Source organism: Rathayibacter sp. AC451 (genome assembly GCF_979253095.1).
The window spans coordinates 2,088,777-2,106,197 of sequence record NZ_CEEDBD010000001.1; the positions used below are offsets into that span (position 1 = coordinate 2,088,777).

Below are 17,421 nucleotides of genomic sequence, written 5' to 3' on the forward strand. Positions count from 1 at the left end.
CACCAGGAGAGCAGCCACCATGAACGACGACGTCCCCCGCATCCTCGTCAACCGCGCGAAAGACAAGCTCGCCAAGGGCGAGACCGTCTACTCGATGACCGTCCGACTCGTCCGGACCGTCGACATCGCTTCGATCGCCTCGACAGCCGGCTTCGACTCGGTCTACATCGACCTGGAGCACAGCAGCGTCTCGCTCGAGGACGCCGGCCAGATCTGCATGGCCTGCAACGCCCTCGGAGTCACTCCGCTGGTCCGGGTCCCCGGCCTCGACGCCCCCCTCATCGCCCGGGTCATGGACTCGGGTGCGATGGGCATCATCCTGCCCGGGGTGCAGTCGGCCGAGGAGGCGCGCGCGCTGGTGCGCGCCGTCAAGCACGTGCCGGTCGGCGAGCGCCTCGCTCGCGGGCGCCGCCCCGCAGTTGAACTACCGGACCTTCCCGCCCGAGCAGGTCATCCGCGAGCTCGACGGCGCCTCCCTCGTGGTCGCGATGATCGAGTCGCGCGTCGGCCCGAGGCCGTGGAGGAGATCGCGGCGGTCGACGGCGTGGACATGCTGCTGGTCGGTGCGAACGATCTCAGCGTCGAGCTCGGCGTCGCCGGGCAGATGGACCACCCATCGGTGCACGAGGCCTACCTGCGCGTGATCGCCGCCTGCACGGCGTCGGGCACCGCGATCGGCATCGGCGGACTGGGCGGATGGCCGGACCTCATCGAGAAGTACCTCGACCTCGGGGCGAGCTACGTCTCGACCGGCAACGACATCTCGTTCCTCCTCGGCGCGGCGACCGCGAAGCGTCGGCAGTTCGAGGATCGCGCATGACCGGCGGAGCACGCGCATGAAGGTCTGCGTGTACGGCGCGGGCGCAGTCGGCGGTCACCTCGCCGGCCGGCTCGCGTCGAGTGCGGCCGAGGTCTCGCTGATCGCGCGGGGCGAGAGCCTCGCCGCGATCCGTGAGAACGGCCTGCGCGTCGAGACGCGCGACGGCACCCTGCTCTCGCATCCGCTCGCCACCGACCGGCCCGAGCAGCTGGAGCCGCAGGACGTCGTCGTCGTCGCCGTGAAGGCTCCGGCGCTGCCGAGCATCGCCCGGAGCCTCGCTCCCCTGCTCGCGAGCGACGGCTTCGTGCTGTTCGTGACGAACGGAATCCCGTGGTGGTACTTCCGGTCGCACGGCGGCCCCCTCGACGGGAGGCCCCTTCCGCGACTGGACCCCAACGCCGTGCTCGGTACGCAGCTCGCGGCCGAGCAGGTCGTCGGAGCTGTCGCGTACACCGCCTGCTCGGCTGTCGCACCGGGGGTCGTCCGCGCCGAGAATCCGCGCAACCGCCTCCTGATCGGCCGCCCCGACGGGCGGAACGACCCGCGTCTCACGGCACTCGCCTCGGCCTTCGACGGCAGCGGTCTCGAGGTGTCGATCACTCCGGCGATCCGCGACGCCGTCTGGGGCAAGCTGGTGATGAACATGATCGGAGGATCACTGGGCGTGCTCACCGCCTCCGCCATGCAGGACGCCCTCGCCGCTCCCGCTGTCGCCGGCCTCGCCGGCTCGATGGCGGCCGAGGCCGGTGCCGTTGCGCGCGCCCTCGGCTGCGATCCGGGCGACACCACCGAGGGCCTCACTCGCCTGAAGGCCTCGCACCACGTGCAGAGCGTCGTGCAGGATCTGCTGTCCGGTCGGGCGATGGAGATCGACGCCCTCTTCCGCGTCCCTCTCGAACTCGGTGCCCTCGCGGGGATCGAGACCCCCGCGCTCACGCTCGTCCTCGAGCTCGCCACCCAGCGAGCCCGCGCGGCCGGCCTGTACCGCGACACCGCTCCAGCGTGACCCACCCCCGCACACGTCCGATCGAAGGAGATCCGTCATGACCGAGAACAGCTGCGCATGAAAGCCGTCGTGTTCCTCGGCGAGGGCGAGTTGGAGCTGCGCGAGTACGCCGATCCGGTCCCCGGACCGGACGAGGTCGTCGTGCGCATCAAGGCGTCGGGGATGTGCGGGAGCGACCTGCACCACCTCCGCGGGCCGCGTCGCTCCCCCGCCGAGCAGGTCATCGAGGGCCACGAGCCGTGCGGAGTGGTCGAGGTCGTCGGCGACGCGGTGCGCCCGAGCGAGGCTCGCGTGGGCGACCGCGTGATGGTGCACCACTACGACGGCTGCCGCACCTGCCGGTTCTGCCGCTCCGGATGGACCCAGTACTGCCCCAACGGACGCACCGTGTTCGGCGGGCTCGACGGCGACGGTGCGCACGCGGACCTGATGAAGGTGCCCGCTCACACCCTCATCCGGCTGCCCGACTCCCTGTCCTTCACCACCGGAGCCGCGATCTCCTGCGGCACCGGGACCGCGTGGGGCGCTCTGCAGCGCGTCGAGCTGACCGCGGACGACACGGTGGTGGTCTTCGGCCAGGGCCCCGTCGGGCTCAGCTGCACGATGCTGGCGAAGGCGCTGGGCGCGCGGGTGATCGCGGTCGACGTCGACGCCTCCCGCCTGGCCATGGCCGCTTCCTTCGGCGCCGACCACCTGATCGACCTCGAGCGCGACTGACCCCGTGGCCGCCGTCCGAGAGCTCACCCGCAACGGGGAGGGCGCGGACAAGGCGATCGAGTGCAGCGCCGTCTCGGCCGTGCGACGTCAGGCGATCCAGTCCATCCGCCCCTGGGGCACCGCCTGCATGGTGGGCGTCTTCGGCTCGTTCGAGCTCGACAGCGACGAACTGATCCACCGGCACAAGACGATCCTCGGCTCGCTGACCTTCAGCAAGAACCAGCAGGAGGAGTGCGCCCTCTTCGTCGCCGAGCGCGGCCTGGACGTCGAATCCCTCTTCACCGACGACTTCCGGTTGGACGACGCCGAGCGCGCCTACGACCTCTTCGACCGCCGCGAGATCGGCAAAGGCGTCTTCCTCTTCGACTGAGCGACGTTCCAGACCACTGCGAAAGGACTGTCATGACCACCACCTACGGCGACTTCCCTCTCGGCGACGAGGCTCGCCGCTTCCTGGAGCGCCCTGAGCACTTGCTCGTCATCGACGGCCGGCTGGTCCCTGCATCGTCGGGGCAGACACTCTCCACTGTCTCCCCCTCGAGCGGCGAGGTGCTCGCGCGCTTCTCATCGGGAGACGCCTCCGACATCGACCGCGCCGTCGCCGCCGCCCGCGCCGCGTTCGAGGGCGAGTGGAGCACTTGGACCCCCTACCAGCGTCAGGCGCTGCTCCACCGTGTCGCCGCCGTGCTGGAGGAGCGGTTCGAGGAGCTCGCTCAGATCGAGTCGCTCGACATGGGCTCGCCGATCGCGCGGGTGCGCGCCTCAAAGGCGACCATGAAGAAGATGCTCGCGTTCTTCGCGGCCCAGGCGCTGACGATCTCGGGCGAGACGCTGATGAACGGCCTGCCGGGCGACGTCGCCACCATGACCTTCAAGGCGCCGGTCGGCGTGATCGGCGGGATCATCCCGTGGAACGGACCGCTGAACAGCCAGCTCTGGATCATCGGCGCGGTCCTCGCCAGCGGATGCACCGCCGTGCTGAAGCCCGCGCAGTACGCGTCGCTCTCGGTGCTGCGCGTGGCCGAGATCCTCCTCGAGGCCGGTGTCCCCGCCGGCGTCGTGAACGTCGTCACCGGCCGCGGCAGCGAGGCCGGCACCGCGCTCGCGGCGCACCTGGACGTTGACCGGGTCGCCTTCACGGGCTCGACCGAGACGGGGCGAAGGATCATCGAGGCGTCCACCTCGAACATCAAGAAGCTCCAGCTCGAACTGGGCGGCAAGTCAGCCGACATCGTCTGCGCCGACGCCGACCTCGACGCCGCGGTGCCGGCCGTCGCCATGGGCGTCTTCGCCAACTCCGGGCAGATCTGCTACGCCGGTACCCGCGTGCTCGTGCAGCGCTCGATCGTCGAGGAGTTCACGAAGCGGCTGCTCGCCTACGTCCACGGCCTCCGCGTCGGGCACAGCCTCGATGACTCCGCCGCCCTGGGGCCGGTCATCTCGGAGTCGCAGCTGGACACCGTGCTGTCCTACGTCGAGATCGGTGTCGCGGAGGGAGCCGAGCTCCTCTCCGGCGGCAACCGGCTGACCGAGGGTCTGGGGAACGGCTACTTCATGGAGCCGACCGTCTTCGGCGGAGTGTCCAACAGCATGCGCATCGCGCAGGAGGAGATCTTCGGCCCGGTGCTGTCGATCCTGCCCTTCGACGACATCGACGAGGCCATCGCCATCGCCAACGACAGCGAGTACGGCCTCGGCGGAGCGGTGTGGTCCCAGAGCATCTCGACCGCCCTGCGCGTCGTCCGCGGAGTGCACACCGGAACCATGTGGGTGAACTGCTACGGACTCGTCGACCCCATGGTGGGGTTCAGCGGCACGAAGACCAGCGGGTACGGGGCGAAGGGGACCGCAGCGCACCTCGACACCTACCTCTACACGAAGAGCGTCTACATCCAGCTCTGACCCGCGAGGCGAGGGCGGCACCTCCCTTGTCATCAGGCGAGGTGCCGAGCACCGAAGTAGTTATTAAATCCAATGGTGCGGGATATCGTCATCCCGCTCTGAATCGAAGGAGATCACCGTGCCCAAGAAGATCGCAATCCTGCACACGAGTTTCGTGTTCGTCTCAGTGGAGCCGGTGATCAACGACCTGATCGCCGAGCTGATCCCGGACGCCGAGGTCATGCACTTCGTCGACTCCGACGTCCTCGCCACGGTCGTCCGAGAGCAGGGGATCTCGCCCAGAAGCGAGGCCCGCATGGTGCACCTGGCACAGGCCGCCGAAGAGGCGGGCGCCGACATCATCTTCTCGGCGTGCTCCTCGCTCGGCCCGGCGCTCGACGTCGCCGCGCAGAACGTGCACACGCCCGTCGTCAAGATCGACGAGGCGATGGCGCTGCGTGCCGCCCGCGAGGGCACCGGCATCGGCGTCCTGGCGACGGTGCCGACCACGCTGGGCCCGACCTCCGACCTCATCCAGGCGGCCGCCGACGGCATCGGGCGGAGCATCACCATCGAGCAGCGCCTCTGCGATGGCGCCTTCGCCGTCCTGATGGCGGGCGACCGCGACGCGCACGACGCCCTGATCATCGAGCAGGCCGTCGACCTCGCGAAGTCGGTCGACCTGATCGTCCTGGCGCAGGCATCGATGTCGCGCCTCGCGAGCGTTCTCGCGGAGAAGACCGGCCTGACGGTGCTCTCCAGCCCGCGCATGGGCGTCGACCACCTCGCGCAGCGCGTCTCCGAACTCGCCGTCTGATCCGACGTCACCTCGACGTCCCGGCACCGCGCACAGCCGCGCGAGTGCTTCACGCTTAAAGAAGGGCACACCCATGACCACGTCAGAGCAGTTCAGCGGCACGGTCGCGTTCATCACGGGCGGAGGATCGGGCATCGGTCGAGCGACCGCTCTCGCCTTCGCCCAGGCCGGCGCCGATGTCGCCATCGCCGATCGGAGCGAGCAGTCGCTCCGCGAGACCGTCGAGCTGATCGAGGCGACCGGCCGCCGCGCCCACACCGCGCTCTGCGACGTGTCCGACAGCGCCTCCGTCGAGAGCGCCGTGAACTCGACCGTCGCTGCACTCGGACGCCTCGACTTCGGCATCAACAACGCAGGTGTCGAGCAGGCCCCTTCCTCGCTTACCGAGACCAGCGACGAGGAGTGGGACCGCCTCATGAGCATCAACCTCCGCGGCGTCTTCGTCTCGATGAAGCACGAGGTCATCGCGATGGGCGAGCACGGCGGAGCGATCGTCAACATCTCGTCCGGCGCCGGAGTCGTGGGGATCAGCGGCCAGGCCGCCTACTGCGCGACCAAATGGGGACTGATCGGCCTCACGAAGGCGGCATCGCTCGACTACGCGGCGCGCGGCATCCGGATCAACGCGGTCTGCCCGGGGATCATCGAGACGCCGATGATGGACCGCTTCTCCGGCGGGACGCCCGAGGGTCGCGCCCGGGTCATCGCGCAGGAGCCGATCGGCCGGATGGGTCGCCCGGAGGAGATCGCGTCGGCGATCCTCTGGCTGTGCTCGGACCTCGGCGGATTCACCCTCGGACACGCGCTGGTCGTCGACGGCGGCCAGACTGTGGGCCTCTGATGGTCGGCGGGGGCGGTTCGGCGAACCGCCGCGTCATCGTCGGGCTCGACGAGAGCGGCCGCTCGACCGTCGTGAACGACGCGTCGGATCTGCCGATCGTCCACCCCCTCCTCCACGGTCGCGCTTCAGGAAGTGTGGCGGCAGGACACCGTGCCTGTTCGCCTCGACGACGACACGGACCCGCGGCGCGAGGGATCGCTCCCGGCCCCGCCGCACGGGGCGGTCGTGCGGATCCTCACGATCGCGCCGTTCAGCGGCTCGCCGTCCGAGTGGGTCGCCGACCTGCACTACGACGACTCGCTCCACATCATCACGATGACGACAGGCCTTCTCGACGTCGTCCTGGAGAACGGCCACGTCTCGCTGGCCCCCGGCGACAGCATCGTGCTGCCTGCGAGCATGCATGATCTGCGCAACACCTCCGCGCAGACCGCGACGTTCGTCTACACGTCGTTCCCCCTTCAGCGCTAGGCGCGACCGGCTGCGGCCGACACCCCCTCTCCCGTCCCGAAAGGAAGGCTCCGCGTGCGTGCACGTCCGGAAACGACGAAGTTGCTGACCGAGTACTACTCGGCGATGGAGGCGAACGATCCCGATCTGTTCGGGTCCTACTACGCCGACGACATGACACTGACGTTCAACAGCGGAGGGGAGATCCGGGGCCGGGAGCAGATCGTCGCGGCCTTCGGCGCGATGCTCGACCGCGTCGTCTCGCTGGGGCACGAGCTCGTGAACGCCTGGGAGGAGGACGGTGGGATCGTCTTCTTCGAGTCGATCGGACGGTGGACGCTGCACAGCGGCGCCGTCGTCGAGATCGCAGCCGCGTCGAGGATCACGATCATCGACGGACGATTCACCGACCAGCGGATCTTCGTCGACAACTCCCCGGTCGACGAAGCGCTCGCCGAGGAGCTCCGGGGGTCGGAGGACGAGGCCCTCGACCGGGCTCGCACCGGGAGCACCGCGCGCGGTTGATCGTCACCGGCGTCGACGACGACGGCCGGTCGGTGTTCCTGAGCGACGAACCGACGAGCGATCGTCTGGTCGGGGACGGCTACACCCGCAACCAGCTGTGGCAGGGCCTCACGGTCCCCACTCCGGTCACGGCTCCCAACGGGCCGGGAGACGCGTCGGTGATCCCGCCGCCGCCGAACGGCTACGGCTACGACATCACCGCCTTCGCTCCGGATTCGGACTGGGACTACGAGGCCGGCTACGCCCGGCTCCTCGCCCAGTCGGGAGTCGTTCCGGAGCCGGGTGATGCGCCGGGGATGCACGCGACCGACACGATCGACATCGTCTCGGTCCTCTCGGGCGAGGTCCATCTGCTCGTCGACGAGGGCGAGAAGCTCCTGGTGGCGGGCGACACCACGGTCATCCGCGGGGTCAAGCACGCGTGGAGCAACCGGAGCGACCACCCCTGCGTCATCTCGGCGGTGCACGTCAGCGCCACGCGCTGACCGATCCCGCCCCGCTCCCCTTCGAAGTGGCCCGCTGCACGTCCTCGGACGCGGCGGGCCGCTTCTTCGTCGTCCGACCGGCTCGGCATCCCTCGGGAAAGCGCTTCATTGCGAGACGTCGCCACAGAGAAGCTATTCTCGTTGACAAGTCCCATACTGCGGGATATCTTCACTCGTAAGCAGCGCGGCTTCGTGGTGGACGGGAGGACCGTGCACGGCCGATCGCGCAGCGCAGAGACACACTCCGCTCCCTCAGCCGTGGGGGTCGACTCCCCCTGAGACCGCTGGAGGCACCGGTGCCACTCGCCGAGCACGACCGCAGCTTCGACATCGAACTCGACGCGGCACCGACCGCCCGCCGGTCGAACCAGCGATGGCTGACGGACCTGAAGTACCGACTCCCCACGCGCTACCTGGCCGCTTGGGCGGCGCTCGCGCTCCTGGTCCTCGTCGCGGCGGCCTTCGCGCCGTCGAGCATGCGCGGGCCGTCGATCTCGGTGGTCACCGCCCTCGCGGGCATCCTGACTCTGGCCGCGCTCGGTCAGATGCTGATCCTCATGATCGGAGGCCTCGACCTCTCCGTGCCGGCGATGGTCGCCATCTCGGCCGGCATCGTCGTCCGCTACGGAGTGCCCGGCGCGAATCTCGCGCTCGTGATCGCCCTGGCCCTCGCCACGGCCGTCGGTTTCAGCCTGCTCAACGGCCTGCTGATCTCGGTCCTGCGCCTGAACTCGCTGATCGTCACGCTCGGCACCCTGGGCATCGCGTCCGGCGCCATCGGGCTCTGGACGGGAGTCTCCTTCTCGATCACCGGAGCTGCACCCGCCGCGTTGACCGACTTCGCTCGCAGCTCCTTCTTCAACGTCAACGTCTGCTTCCTCGTCGCGATCGTCGTCGCGGTGCTGCTCGGACTCGGCCTGTCGCGCACCCGGCCCGGCCGCATGGTGGGCGCAGTCGGCGCCAACCGGCGCGCTGCCCGCACGCTCGGCACGCACGTCCTCGCGATCGAACTCGGCGTCTTCGCCCTCGCCGGACTGCTCTACGGGTCGGCCGGCGTCCTCGTCGCCTCCTTCATAGGCACCCCCGACACCTCGATCGGGACCCCCTATCAGCTGGCGACCGTCACGGTCGCCGCCATCGCCGGAGTCGCCATGAACGGCGGCCCGGGCAGCGTCGCCCCGGTCATCGCCGCCAGCGTGTTCCTCCAGCTCCTCGATCAGGTCATCGCGATCGCCGGGCTCCCCACGGGCGTCGGGACGATCTTCCAGGGCGTGTCCCTCGTCGTCGCCGTCGCAGCGATCGCCATCTGGCGGGCACTCGACACCGGAGCGCGCCGGCTGGGCCGTCTCCGCCGCACGACTCCCTGAGGTCCGCACCACCTCGAGCGGACCACGACTCCTCCTCCTCGCGAGGACCCTTCCCCCACCACCACTTCTAGAGAAGAGACCCGACAATGAAGTTCACCTCTCTCGGGCAGGCACGACGCAGCCGTCGCCTCGCCACGAGCACCCTCGCCCTCGGCGGCGCGCTCGCCCTGATCCTCACCGGCTGCTCGACCACCACGAGCGGCGGCGGTGGCGGCGAGACCGCCGAGCTGTCGGACGAGACCACGACGATCACCCCCGAGAACGTCGACCAGGAGCAGTTCGCGGCCACGATCCGCAAGGCGTTCCTGACCGATGTCCCCGTCGCAGACCTCGATCCGGTGGTCGCCGACGCCCTCGCCGTCGCCTCCGAGCCGCTGAGCGCCGACGACCAGGCCCTCTTCGAGGAGTGCCTCCGCCAGCCTGTCTGCGAGACGGGACGCGGATCCCTGAAGGTCGGGATCCCGATCTTCGTCACCGCAAACGCCTACACGAACGTCAACCGCGCAGAATCGACCGCGCAGCTGCTCGCGTACCCCGAAGTCAGCGAGATCCACTACAGCATCTCCAACGGAGACATCGCCGCGTCGATCTCGAACGTGCAGAGCCTCATCACCCAGGGCGTCGACGTGATCATCGTCGATCTCGCTCTCGGCGGAGCGATGAACTCGGCGCTGCAGGAGGCGGCCGACGCGGGCATCACCATCATCAACGTCAACACTCCCGTGTCCGACGACACCGCCGAGCTGCTGACGATGGACTTCCCCACCGGGCTCTGCCAGACCTACACCAACGGCGTCGAGGCGCTGACGAGTTCGATCACCGAGCCGTCGACGTACATGCTCTTCACCGGCATCGCCGGCAACGACAACGCCGGCGCCTGGCAGCCCTGCGCTCGCGAGGCCTTCGACGCCGCCGGCTGGACCGAGATCGCCGGTGGATTCACGAACTGGAACTCGCAGGGCGAGGCGCAGGCCGCGAACGCGCTGCGCGCTTCCGGGCAGGTGCCCGGCGCCATCGCGTACGACTTCTCGGCCGACCGCCTGGTTCAGCCGTTCATCGACGCCGGGGAGCAGCCGCCGGCCGTCATCTCGGGTGTCTCGACCTACGCCTGGCTCGGCACCGTGCAGAACGCCCAGTCCGCCGGCGTCCAGCTCGACTCGTGGGTCTCGAACGGGCACGTCTGGTTCGGCCGTCTCGCGGTGACCGCCGCGATGCAGCTCGCTCACGGCGAGGAGCTCCCCGAGCAGGTGACCGTCGACCTGCCGATGGCCCCCACCAGCGATGTCCTCGAGACCGACTGGCAGGAGATCCCGGCCGACGCCATCATCTCGAGCCTGCTCACCAACGAGCAGATCAGCCAGGCCCTCGCCGCCAACTGATCCGACGTCCTGCACCTGGTGCGGGGTCCTGATCCCTCGGACCCCGCACCACCCCACTCTCCGGTCCTCGACCAGCACGTTCTTCCGAAAGGTCCCTCCCATGGCCGACACCCTGTCGACACCGCTGCAGGAAGCGCAGAACCTGGCGGTCCCCGCACTCTCCCTCCGCGGAGTCACGAAGACCTACCCGGGCGTGAAGGCCCTCGATCAGGTCGATTTCGAGTGCCGACCCGGGGAGGTCCACGCGCTGGTGGGCGAGAACGGCTCGGGCAAGTCGACCCTGATCAAGGTCGCCTCGGGGGTGCTCACCCCGGATGCGGGCGAAGTCCGCATCGGCGGCGAGGTCTCCACCGGCAGCGGTGTGAAGCGAGCTCGGATCCTCGGGCTCGGCACCGCATACCAGGACACCTCGCTCGTCCACGAGCTCTCGGTCGCGGACAACATCGCACTTTCCTTCACCGCGATCGGGAAGCCCTGCCCCGACGATCTCGTGGCGATCCTCGGCACGTACGCAGCACCCTTCGCGCCGACCGACATCGTCGACGATCTCGGCCCCGGCTCCCGTCAGCTGCTCGAGGTCATCCGCGCGATGATCCAGAAGCCGCACGTGCTGATCCTCGATGAGCCGACCGCCGCGCTCGACATGAACCTCGCCGCGCACCTCGAACACTTGATCCAGCTCTGCCGCGAGGAGGGCATGGCGATCATCTACGTCAGCCACCGCCTGGCCGAGGTCCGCCGTCTCGCGGACCGCTTGACCGTCATCCGCTCCGGCGTCATCCAGGGCACCTACGACGCCGACGACTGGGATGTCGACACCATCGTCGAGCTGATGGTGGGCGTGCCCGCCGATCTCAAGTTCCCCGACCGGCTGGCGACCCCCGGCGAGGAGAACCGCCTCGAGGCGCGCGAGCTCACCGGCCCCGGCTACGGTCCCGTGTCGTTCGCGGTGCGCGGGGGCGAGATCGTCGGTTTCGCCGGCGCCGAGGGCAACGGGCAGCGAGCCCTCCTCCGCGGCGTCATCGGTCTCGAGTACGACAGCGGAACGATCCTCGTGGACAGCGCCGAGCTGTCCTCCCCCAGCCCGTCCTCGGCCCTGAAGGCCGGGATCAGCTTCCAGAGCGGCGACCGCGCAATCGAGTCCGTCTTCGCCCCGCTCTCGGTCATGGACAACGTCACCACTCAGCTCGGCTCCGACGCCGGGCCAGCCGGCACCGCACCGGGCGGGCGTCTCCGAACCGCGTTCGCGGCGGCCTCGAAGCAACTGAACATCGTCGCCGCCTCGCCATACCAGCCGATCGGCGCACTCTCGGGCGGCAACCAGCAGAAAGCCGTCCTCGCCCGGCCCGCGCTGAAGAAGCCGAAGGTCCTCATCGTCGACGAGCCCACTCAGGGCGTCGACGCCCTGGCACGCATGGACATCTACCGCATGCTCGTCAGCGCCGCCGAAGAAGGCGTCGCCGTCGTCGTCAACTCCTCCGATGCCGGCGAGCTCGCGGGACTCTGCGATCGGGTCTACGTGATGTCGCGGGGGCAGATCGTCGAGGAGATCGTCGAGCCGCCCTCCGAGGCGGCGATCGTGCGCAGCTTCGTCAACACCACCGACACCGCCGCCACTCGGACCATCAGGAAGCCGACCTTCTTCGAGAAGTGGAAGGCCCGGCTGCCGGTCAACGTTCCCGTCCTGATCCTGGTGGCTCTGATCGCGATCGTCGCGATCTACACCGGCGTCGACTCCGACGTCTTCTGGAGCTCGCGCAACCTCGCGAACCTCCTCCTCGCGACGCTCCCCCTCGCGATCGTCGCCCTGGGTCAGCAACTCGCCCTGCTCTCCGGAGGGTTCGACATCTCGATCGGATCGACGATGAGTCTCACCGTGGTCGCCATGTCGTTCACTCTGCCGAGTCTCGAGGGCGGCCCGATCCTCGTGACGCTGCTCGTCCTGATCGCGATCGCGCTCGCCATCGGCGGGCTCAACGCCCTCATGGTGATCGGCCTCAAGGTCAATTCGGTCGTGGCCACCATCGGAACCCTCGGCATCGTCGCCGGTACTGCCATCGTGCTCCGCCCCCAGTCGGGCGGAGTCATCGCCCCGGACCTGGGGTCGCTCGTGAGCCTCGGTGTCGCCTTCATCCCTGCTCCGTTCGCGGCCCTCGTCGCCGTCGCCATCGGCCTCGAGATCTGGCTCTCCCGCAGCACCTCGGGCCTCGCTCTGCGCGCTGTCGGTTTCAACGACGAGGCCAGCAGCCGGATCGGGTGGAACGTCAACGCGATCCGCTCCCGCGCCCTCATCCTCTGCGCTCTCGGCGCGGTGGTCGCCGGCGTCTTCCTCGCCTCGCAGACGGGGGTCGGATCGAACGCCGTCGGCAGCAGCTACGCCCTCGCCTGCTTCACCGCGGTGTTCCTCGGCGGTGCCGTGATGACCGGCGGCCGCGGCTCCTTCATCGGCGCACTGCTCGGCTCGATCTTCATCTCGCTCCTGAACAACGCGATGCCGTTCCTGAATGTGCCGCCCGCTGTCTCGCAGATGGTCAACGGAGCGATCCTGGTCATCGCCATCTCGCTGTACGCGATCCTCGCTCGGGCACGGGCGCGTCGATGAGCACGGGCACCCTGACCGCGCCGCTGGTGCTCCCGTCGTCGGAGGCGAGCCCGTGCTCACCCGACTGCGACTACTGCAGCGGCCCCGAGACGGACTGAGCACTGCAGCGGACCCGTGCCCCCGGTGGGCGCGGGTCCGCTGCGCTCCGGTCGGCGCGAAGCCGCTGCACTCCGCGCTGCTCCGCTGTGGAGGCAGCCCGACGGACGGTCCACCCGCAGAACGGGATCGAGCCGCGTCGAGCGGACGTGGTGCTCGATGACAGGCCGCCGTTCCGAGTCGCCCCCCCTGATCGACCAGCAGGCTCAGGTCCCCCCGTCTCCGACAGGTCGTCCCACCGCCGAGACCGGAGCCGCGACCGACGTCGACAGCCGCACCCGTCGTCGAGCCCGGACCGGCACCACGGCCGGTTCCGTGCTCGCATCCGAGTCGCCGAGCACAGCACCATCCGCGGGCGGACCTCGCCTCCGCTCGGCGCCCCCGGAACCCCGCCCTCATCGGTCGCGAGCGGCGGGGCCGGGCGCGCCGAGCGATCCGCACCCGACGATCACCGCACAGCGGAACGGCCGCCCCTCGGAAGGAGGAGCGGCCGTTCGTGGAGGCGCGGTGCTAGGAGCGGCCCGGAACCTTGATCCCGTGGAGCACGCCCATGCGCTCGAAGTGGTTGTAGATGCGCTCGACGTAGGTGGCGAAGTCGGGCGATTCGACCAGCGCGAGCGGGCGCGGGCGCGGCAGGTCGACGACGATCTCGTCGACGATCCGGCCCGGGCTCGGGCTCATCACCAGGATCCGGTCGGACAGCCCGACCGCCTCCTCCACGCTGTGCGTGATGAAGAGCACCGTCGGCCGGTTGCGCAACCACAGCTCCTCGAGGTCGGCCCGCACCTGCAGCCGGGTCAGGGCGTCGAGCGCCCCGAACGGCTCGTCGAGGAGGAGGACGGAGGGGTCGTGCACGATGGTCCGGATCAGCGAGACCCGCTGGCGCATGCCTCCCGAGAGCTGCTTGGGGTACTTCCCCATCGCCTTCTCGATGTGCAGCTGCTGGAAGAGCTCGGTCGCCTTCGCCCGCTGCGCGGCCTTGTCGAGGTGGCGCACGTCGGCCTGGATCAGCACGTTGTCCATCGCGGTGCGGAAGTCCAGGAGCAGGTGGTCCTGGAAGGCGATGCCGACGTCGGTGAATGGCTTGGTGATCGAGGTGCCGCCGATGCGGATCTCCCCGCTTGACCGCGAGAGCAGGCCGGCGACCATGAGCATGAGCGTGCTCTTGCCGCACCCGGACGGTCCGACGATCGAGACGAACTCGCCGGGCTGGATGTCGACCGACACCGTGTCGAGTGCTGGGAACGGCTTGGCCGAGTCGAGACCGAAGGTCTTCGACGCGCCCTCGATCGAGATCGGGAGACCGACCGTGGTCGAGGTGGCGGAGGGTGAGGTCACGGGTGGAGCCTTTCTGCGTGCAGGAGCAGGAGTGGGTGTCGGACCGGGTCTCACGGACCCGGACGGCCGCGGGCATCACCCGCGGCCGTCGTGAAGGGCTCTACTCGCAGCTGCGGAGGTCGGCCTCGGCCGGCAGATAGTCGTAGCTGGTGTACGTGGCGGGGTCCAGAGGCGCTTCGAGCAGACCGGCGCGCACCATGAGCTCGTTGCTCGTCGTCCATCGTTCGGGAGCGGCCTCACCTACGTGGGTGGCGTCCGCGGCGCACAGCAGGGGAAGAAGGAACTCGAGCTCCGCCTCGGCGTTCTCCTCGACACTGTCGGGCTGGAGCTCCTGGATCGCGTCCAGCGCGCGCTGCGGGTCGTCGAGCGCCTCGCTCCAGCCGTCGAGGCTGGCGGCCACGACGGCTCTCACGGTGTCGGGCTGCTCGTCGAGGAAGGCCTGGGTCGTGAAGAGCGAGTGCGCGACGAGAGTCACGCCGTAGTCGCCGAAGAGGAACTCGTCGAAGTCGGCGTCGAGGTTCGTCAGGGAGACGTTGGAGTCCTGCCCGCCGACGATCGCGTCGACGTTCCCCTGGAGCAGGGAGGGGACCATCGACTCGAAGGGGACGTTGGCGATGGTGACGTCGTCCTCCGTAAGGCCGTTCTGCTCGAGGAAGAGGGGGAAGAGGAACGAGAAGGCCCCGCCCTGGGGGACGGCCACGGTCTTGCCGCGGAGGTCCTCGACCGTCTCGATGCCTTCCGACGTGAGCGTCTGCATCGCGGTGTTGGTCACCTGATTGATCGTGGACACCACGACCAGCGGCGCTCCCTGGGCCACGGCCTGGGCGATCGCGGTCGCGTCGGCGATCCCGATGTCGGCCTGGCCGCTCGAGACGAGCTGCACCGCGGTTCCGGAACCCGTCCCCTGCTCGACCTGCAGGTCGAGCCCGGCGTCCTGGAAGAGGCCGTCGGTCTGGGCCAGCGCGAACCCCGCCGTCGAGGCGGACCACGCCCAGTGGAGCTGCAGGCTCGCGGACATCGTCGCCTCAGGGGCATCGGGGCTCCCACCGGAGCCACTGGCCGGACTGCTCGCCGAGCAGCCGGTGAGGAGGAGTGCGGCCGCCGCCACGGTCGCCGCGGTCAGGCTGTGAATGCTTCGTCGCATCGGAAGACCTTTCATCGTCGGCAGCCGAACGGGGTCGGGATCCGCCCACGATCGGTGCCTGGGTTTCTGAGTCGCGATCGGAACGACTCCGATCGCGATGGATCACTTCTCGAGGCGTCCGCGCTGCCAGGGCGTCAGCAGCCATTCGATGAACTCGAGGAGGTAGTTGATGACGATGCCGATCACCGTGAGGATCACGAGCGTCGCGAACATGTACTCGGTGTCCAGGGCGCTGCTGGCCCGCAGCAGGGCGTAGCCGAGTCCGCTGTTCGAACCGAGGAACTCGGCGACCAGAGCTCCGGTGATGGCCAGAGTCGCCGAGGTCTTGATGCCGGAGAAGATCACGGGGAGTGCGGCGGGGAACCGCAGTGACCAGAAGGTCTGCCATCGGCTGGCGCCCATCGACTTCGTCAGGTAGAGCAGGCGGTCGTCGAGGATCGAGAACTCGCTGACGCTGGCCAGAAGCACAGGGAAGAACGTGATGAGGACCACCAGCATGATCTTCGTCTCGGGTCCGAACCCGAGCCAGACGAGCAGCAGCGGTGCTATCGCGATCTTGGGGATCAGCTGGAGGACCATGACCGGCGGGTAGAGCGTCTGCTTCGCAGCGCGGGAGAGCGCGATGACCAAGCCGAGAGGGATGCCGATCGCGATGCTCAGGACGAAGCCGATGACGATCGCCGTGAGCGTGGCCTGAGTGTGACGCCAGAGGCTCTCGGCGTCCTCGAACAGGCGGGTGAAGACGTCGACGGGGCCGGGGAGCAGATAGGTCGGGATCGCGAAGACCTCGACGACCGCCGCCCAGGCGACGAGGATCGCGAGGAATACCAGCGGTGGCACCATCGCCCATGCCACGGACCGAGTGCGTCGTCGGGTGCGGGCCCTCGTTCTCCGGCTCGATTCGAGCCTGTCCTCGTGGGTCTGCGCGGCGAGCATTCCGGTGTCGGCGGTGCCGGGGCGGTCGTCGGCCGTGCGCTGCCTGATCGGCATGGGCTCTCTCCTCATCGATTCGAGCGTCGTCCTCGTCGTCGAGTCCGGTCCTGCGACCGTCGACCGCCTCCCGGATCGACGTCCCGCGCCTCCGGGAGAGGTGGCGTCGGTGCCGAACCCGCGAGCACGGCGACCGCGCAGCGGAGGCCAGGGGCGAGGAGGTGAGTCGGGCGGTAGGGCGCGAGAGGGACGCGTCGACGCCAGGAGAGCGTCGTTGCATCGGTCCTGCGATAGAAGGAAGATATCCGACATTGTGGGACTTAGTCAACAGGGCGATATTCGCTTCGCAGAGCGACGAGCGTCTCGGCGAACCGCTCCCCTGGCGCTGCGTGCAGTCGAGCGTCGGTCCCACGGCGCACGTGCGCAGGACGAGCCCCGGGAGGACTCGTCCTGCGCACGCTCATGACGCGAGTGCTCAGAGGTTCTGCGTGAAGAACTCCGTGAGCGTGTCCCACGGGATCAGATCGACGCGGTCGTAGAGGTCCACGTGGCCCGCTCCCGGCACGATGTAGAGCTCCTTCGGCTCCGCGGCGCGCTGGTACGCGTCCTCGCTGAAGTAGCGGGAGTTCGCGATCTCCCCGTGCACGAGGAGGATCGGCCGGGGCGAGATCCACTCGATGCTCTGGAACGGGTGGAAGCGCATGAGCGCCCCGTTGCTCGTGAGCGACATCTCGGTGGTCGACCGCGGGTGCTGCCCGCGCGGGGTGCGGTAGTAGTCGTAGAACTCCTCGCGACCGCCGGCGAGTCGGCGGTGATCGCCTCCGGAGTCCCGACCACGTACTCCGTGTCGTCCCCGCGCGCCTCGGCCCACCGCTGACGGCTCATGGCGTCGACCTGCTCGCGACGCTCCTCCTCGGTCATCGTGTCACCGAGGCTCTGCCGGCGGTCGCGCCCCATGTCGTACATGCTGACGGTGGCGACGGCCTTCATCCGGGTGTCGGTCTGCGCCGCGGCGATCGAGAA

General features: G+C 69.2%; 17 protein-coding genes. 13 read left to right on the forward strand and 4 right to left on the reverse strand.

The window, feature by feature from the left end:
* The first annotated feature begins 19 nt into the window (after window positions 1–19).
* From AC0CID_RS09995 to AC0CID_RS10055, 13 genes are all read left to right on the forward strand, one after another.
* Window positions 20–820 carry an HpcH/HpaI aldolase family protein gene (locus AC0CID_RS09995; protein ID WP_465226679.1) on the forward strand — a complete coding sequence of 267 codons (801 nt, stop codon included), beginning with the start codon at window positions 20–22 and terminating at the stop codon, window positions 818–820.
* A gap of 16 nt (window positions 821–836) precedes the next feature.
* A complete protein-coding gene (locus AC0CID_RS10000; RefSeq protein ID WP_465226680.1) occupies window positions 837–1,826 on the forward strand; it encodes a ketopantoate reductase family protein in 990 nt (329 codons plus the stop codon).
* A 57-nt stretch (window positions 1,827–1,883) separates the two neighbouring features.
* Complete coding sequence (locus tag AC0CID_RS10005; RefSeq protein ID WP_465226681.1) at window positions 1,884–2,543, forward strand: alcohol dehydrogenase catalytic domain-containing protein; 660 nt, start codon at window positions 1,884–1,886, stop codon at window positions 2,541–2,543.
* Between the two features lie 4 nt (window positions 2,544–2,547).
* On the forward strand, window positions 2,548–2,913 hold the full coding sequence (locus AC0CID_RS10010) for a zinc-binding dehydrogenase (protein ID WP_465226682.1): 366 nt from the start codon (window positions 2,548–2,550) through the stop codon (window positions 2,911–2,913).
* A 32-nt stretch (window positions 2,914–2,945) separates the two neighbouring features.
* Window positions 2,946–4,445, forward strand: a complete 1,500-nt coding sequence (locus tag AC0CID_RS10015) for an aldehyde dehydrogenase family protein (protein ID WP_465226683.1) — start codon at window positions 2,946–2,948, stop codon at window positions 4,443–4,445.
* A 118-nt stretch (window positions 4,446–4,563) separates the two neighbouring features.
* A complete protein-coding gene (locus tag AC0CID_RS10020; protein ID WP_465226684.1) occupies window positions 4,564–5,241 on the forward strand; it encodes an aspartate/glutamate racemase family protein in 678 nt (225 codons plus the stop codon).
* A gap of 73 nt (window positions 5,242–5,314) precedes the next feature.
* The gene (locus AC0CID_RS10025; RefSeq protein ID WP_465226685.1) at window positions 5,315–6,082 is read left to right on the forward strand and encodes a glucose 1-dehydrogenase; all 768 of its coding nucleotides are present in this window, start codon (window positions 5,315–5,317) and stop codon (window positions 6,080–6,082) included.
* 150 nt (window positions 6,083–6,232) lie between these two features.
* Window positions 6,233–6,553 (forward strand): cupin domain-containing protein, encoded by a 321-nt coding sequence (locus AC0CID_RS10030; protein WP_465226686.1) that lies wholly within the window; start codon window positions 6,233–6,235, stop codon window positions 6,551–6,553.
* Between the two features lie 54 nt (window positions 6,554–6,607).
* Entirely contained in the window at window positions 6,608–7,057 is a 450-nt protein-coding gene (locus tag AC0CID_RS10035) for a nuclear transport factor 2 family protein (protein WP_465226687.1), read from the forward strand.
* On the forward strand, window positions 7,054–7,542 hold the full coding sequence (locus tag AC0CID_RS10040) for a cupin domain-containing protein (protein ID WP_465226688.1): 489 nt from the start codon (window positions 7,054–7,056) through the stop codon (window positions 7,540–7,542). Before AC0CID_RS10035 ends, AC0CID_RS10040 begins: the two co-directional genes overlap by 4 nt.
* 296 nt (window positions 7,543–7,838) lie before the next feature.
* Complete coding sequence (locus AC0CID_RS10045; protein WP_465226689.1) at window positions 7,839–8,909, forward strand: ABC transporter permease; 1,071 nt, start codon at window positions 7,839–7,841, stop codon at window positions 8,907–8,909.
* Window positions 8,910–8,995: 86 nt separating this feature from the next.
* On the forward strand, window positions 8,996–10,288 hold the full coding sequence (locus AC0CID_RS10050; protein ID WP_465226690.1) for a substrate-binding domain-containing protein: 1,293 nt from the start codon (window positions 8,996–8,998) through the stop codon (window positions 10,286–10,288).
* 100 nt (window positions 10,289–10,388) lie between these two features.
* On the forward strand, window positions 10,389–12,890 hold the full coding sequence (locus AC0CID_RS10055) for an ATP-binding cassette domain-containing protein (RefSeq protein WP_465226691.1): 2,502 nt from the start codon (window positions 10,389–10,391) through the stop codon (window positions 12,888–12,890).
* Window positions 12,891–13,496: 606 nt separating this feature from the next.
* Here AC0CID_RS10055 and AC0CID_RS10060 read toward each other — a convergent pair.
* The 4 genes from AC0CID_RS10060 to AC0CID_RS10075 form a co-directional block, all read right to left on the reverse strand.
* A complete protein-coding gene (locus tag AC0CID_RS10060) occupies window positions 13,497–14,324 on the reverse strand; it encodes an ABC transporter ATP-binding protein (protein ID WP_465226692.1) in 828 nt (275 codons plus the stop codon).
* Between the two features lie 100 nt (window positions 14,325–14,424).
* Complete coding sequence (locus AC0CID_RS10065) at window positions 14,425–15,468, reverse strand: ABC transporter substrate-binding protein (RefSeq protein WP_465226693.1); 1,044 nt, start codon at window positions 15,466–15,468, stop codon at window positions 14,425–14,427.
* Window positions 15,469–15,570: 102 nt separating this feature from the next.
* The gene (locus AC0CID_RS10070; protein WP_465226694.1) at window positions 15,571–16,458 is read right to left on the reverse strand and encodes an ABC transporter permease; all 888 of its coding nucleotides are present in this window, start codon (window positions 16,456–16,458) and stop codon (window positions 15,571–15,573) included.
* Window positions 16,459–16,873: 415 nt separating this feature from the next.
* A complete protein-coding gene (locus AC0CID_RS10075; protein ID WP_465228146.1) occupies window positions 16,874–17,269 on the reverse strand; it encodes an alpha/beta hydrolase in 396 nt (131 codons plus the stop codon).
* Window positions 17,270–17,421: the final 152 nt, after the last annotated feature.

Excerpts from the sequence above, each read along its gene's own strand:
- AC0CID_RS09995 (WP_465226679.1), top strand. The coding sequence starts at position 20 with ATGAACGACGACGTCCCCCGCATCCTCGTCAACCGCGCGAAAGACAAG.
- AC0CID_RS10000 (WP_465226680.1), top strand. The coding sequence starts at position 837 with ATGAAGGTCTGCGTGTACGGCGCGGGCGCAGTCGGCGGTCACCTCGCC.
- AC0CID_RS10005 (WP_465226681.1), top strand. The coding sequence starts at position 1,884 with ATGAAAGCCGTCGTGTTCCTCGGCGAGGGCGAGTTGGAGCTGCGCGAG.
- AC0CID_RS10015 (WP_465226683.1), top strand. The coding sequence starts at position 2,946 with ATGACCACCACCTACGGCGACTTCCCTCTCGGCGACGAGGCTCGCCGC.
- AC0CID_RS10025 (WP_465226685.1), top strand. The coding sequence starts at position 5,315 with ATGACCACGTCAGAGCAGTTCAGCGGCACGGTCGCGTTCATCACGGGC.
- AC0CID_RS10050 (WP_465226690.1), top strand. The coding sequence starts at position 8,996 with ATGAAGTTCACCTCTCTCGGGCAGGCACGACGCAGCCGTCGCCTCGCC.
- AC0CID_RS10055 (WP_465226691.1), top strand. The coding sequence starts at position 10,389 with ATGGCCGACACCCTGTCGACACCGCTGCAGGAAGCGCAGAACCTGGCG.
- AC0CID_RS10065 (WP_465226693.1), bottom strand. The coding sequence starts at position 15,468 with ATGCGACGAAGCATTCACAGCCTGACCGCGGCGACCGTGGCGGCGGCC.
- AC0CID_RS10070 (WP_465226694.1), bottom strand. The coding sequence starts at position 16,458 with ATGCCGATCAGGCAGCGCACGGCCGACGACCGCCCCGGCACCGCCGAC.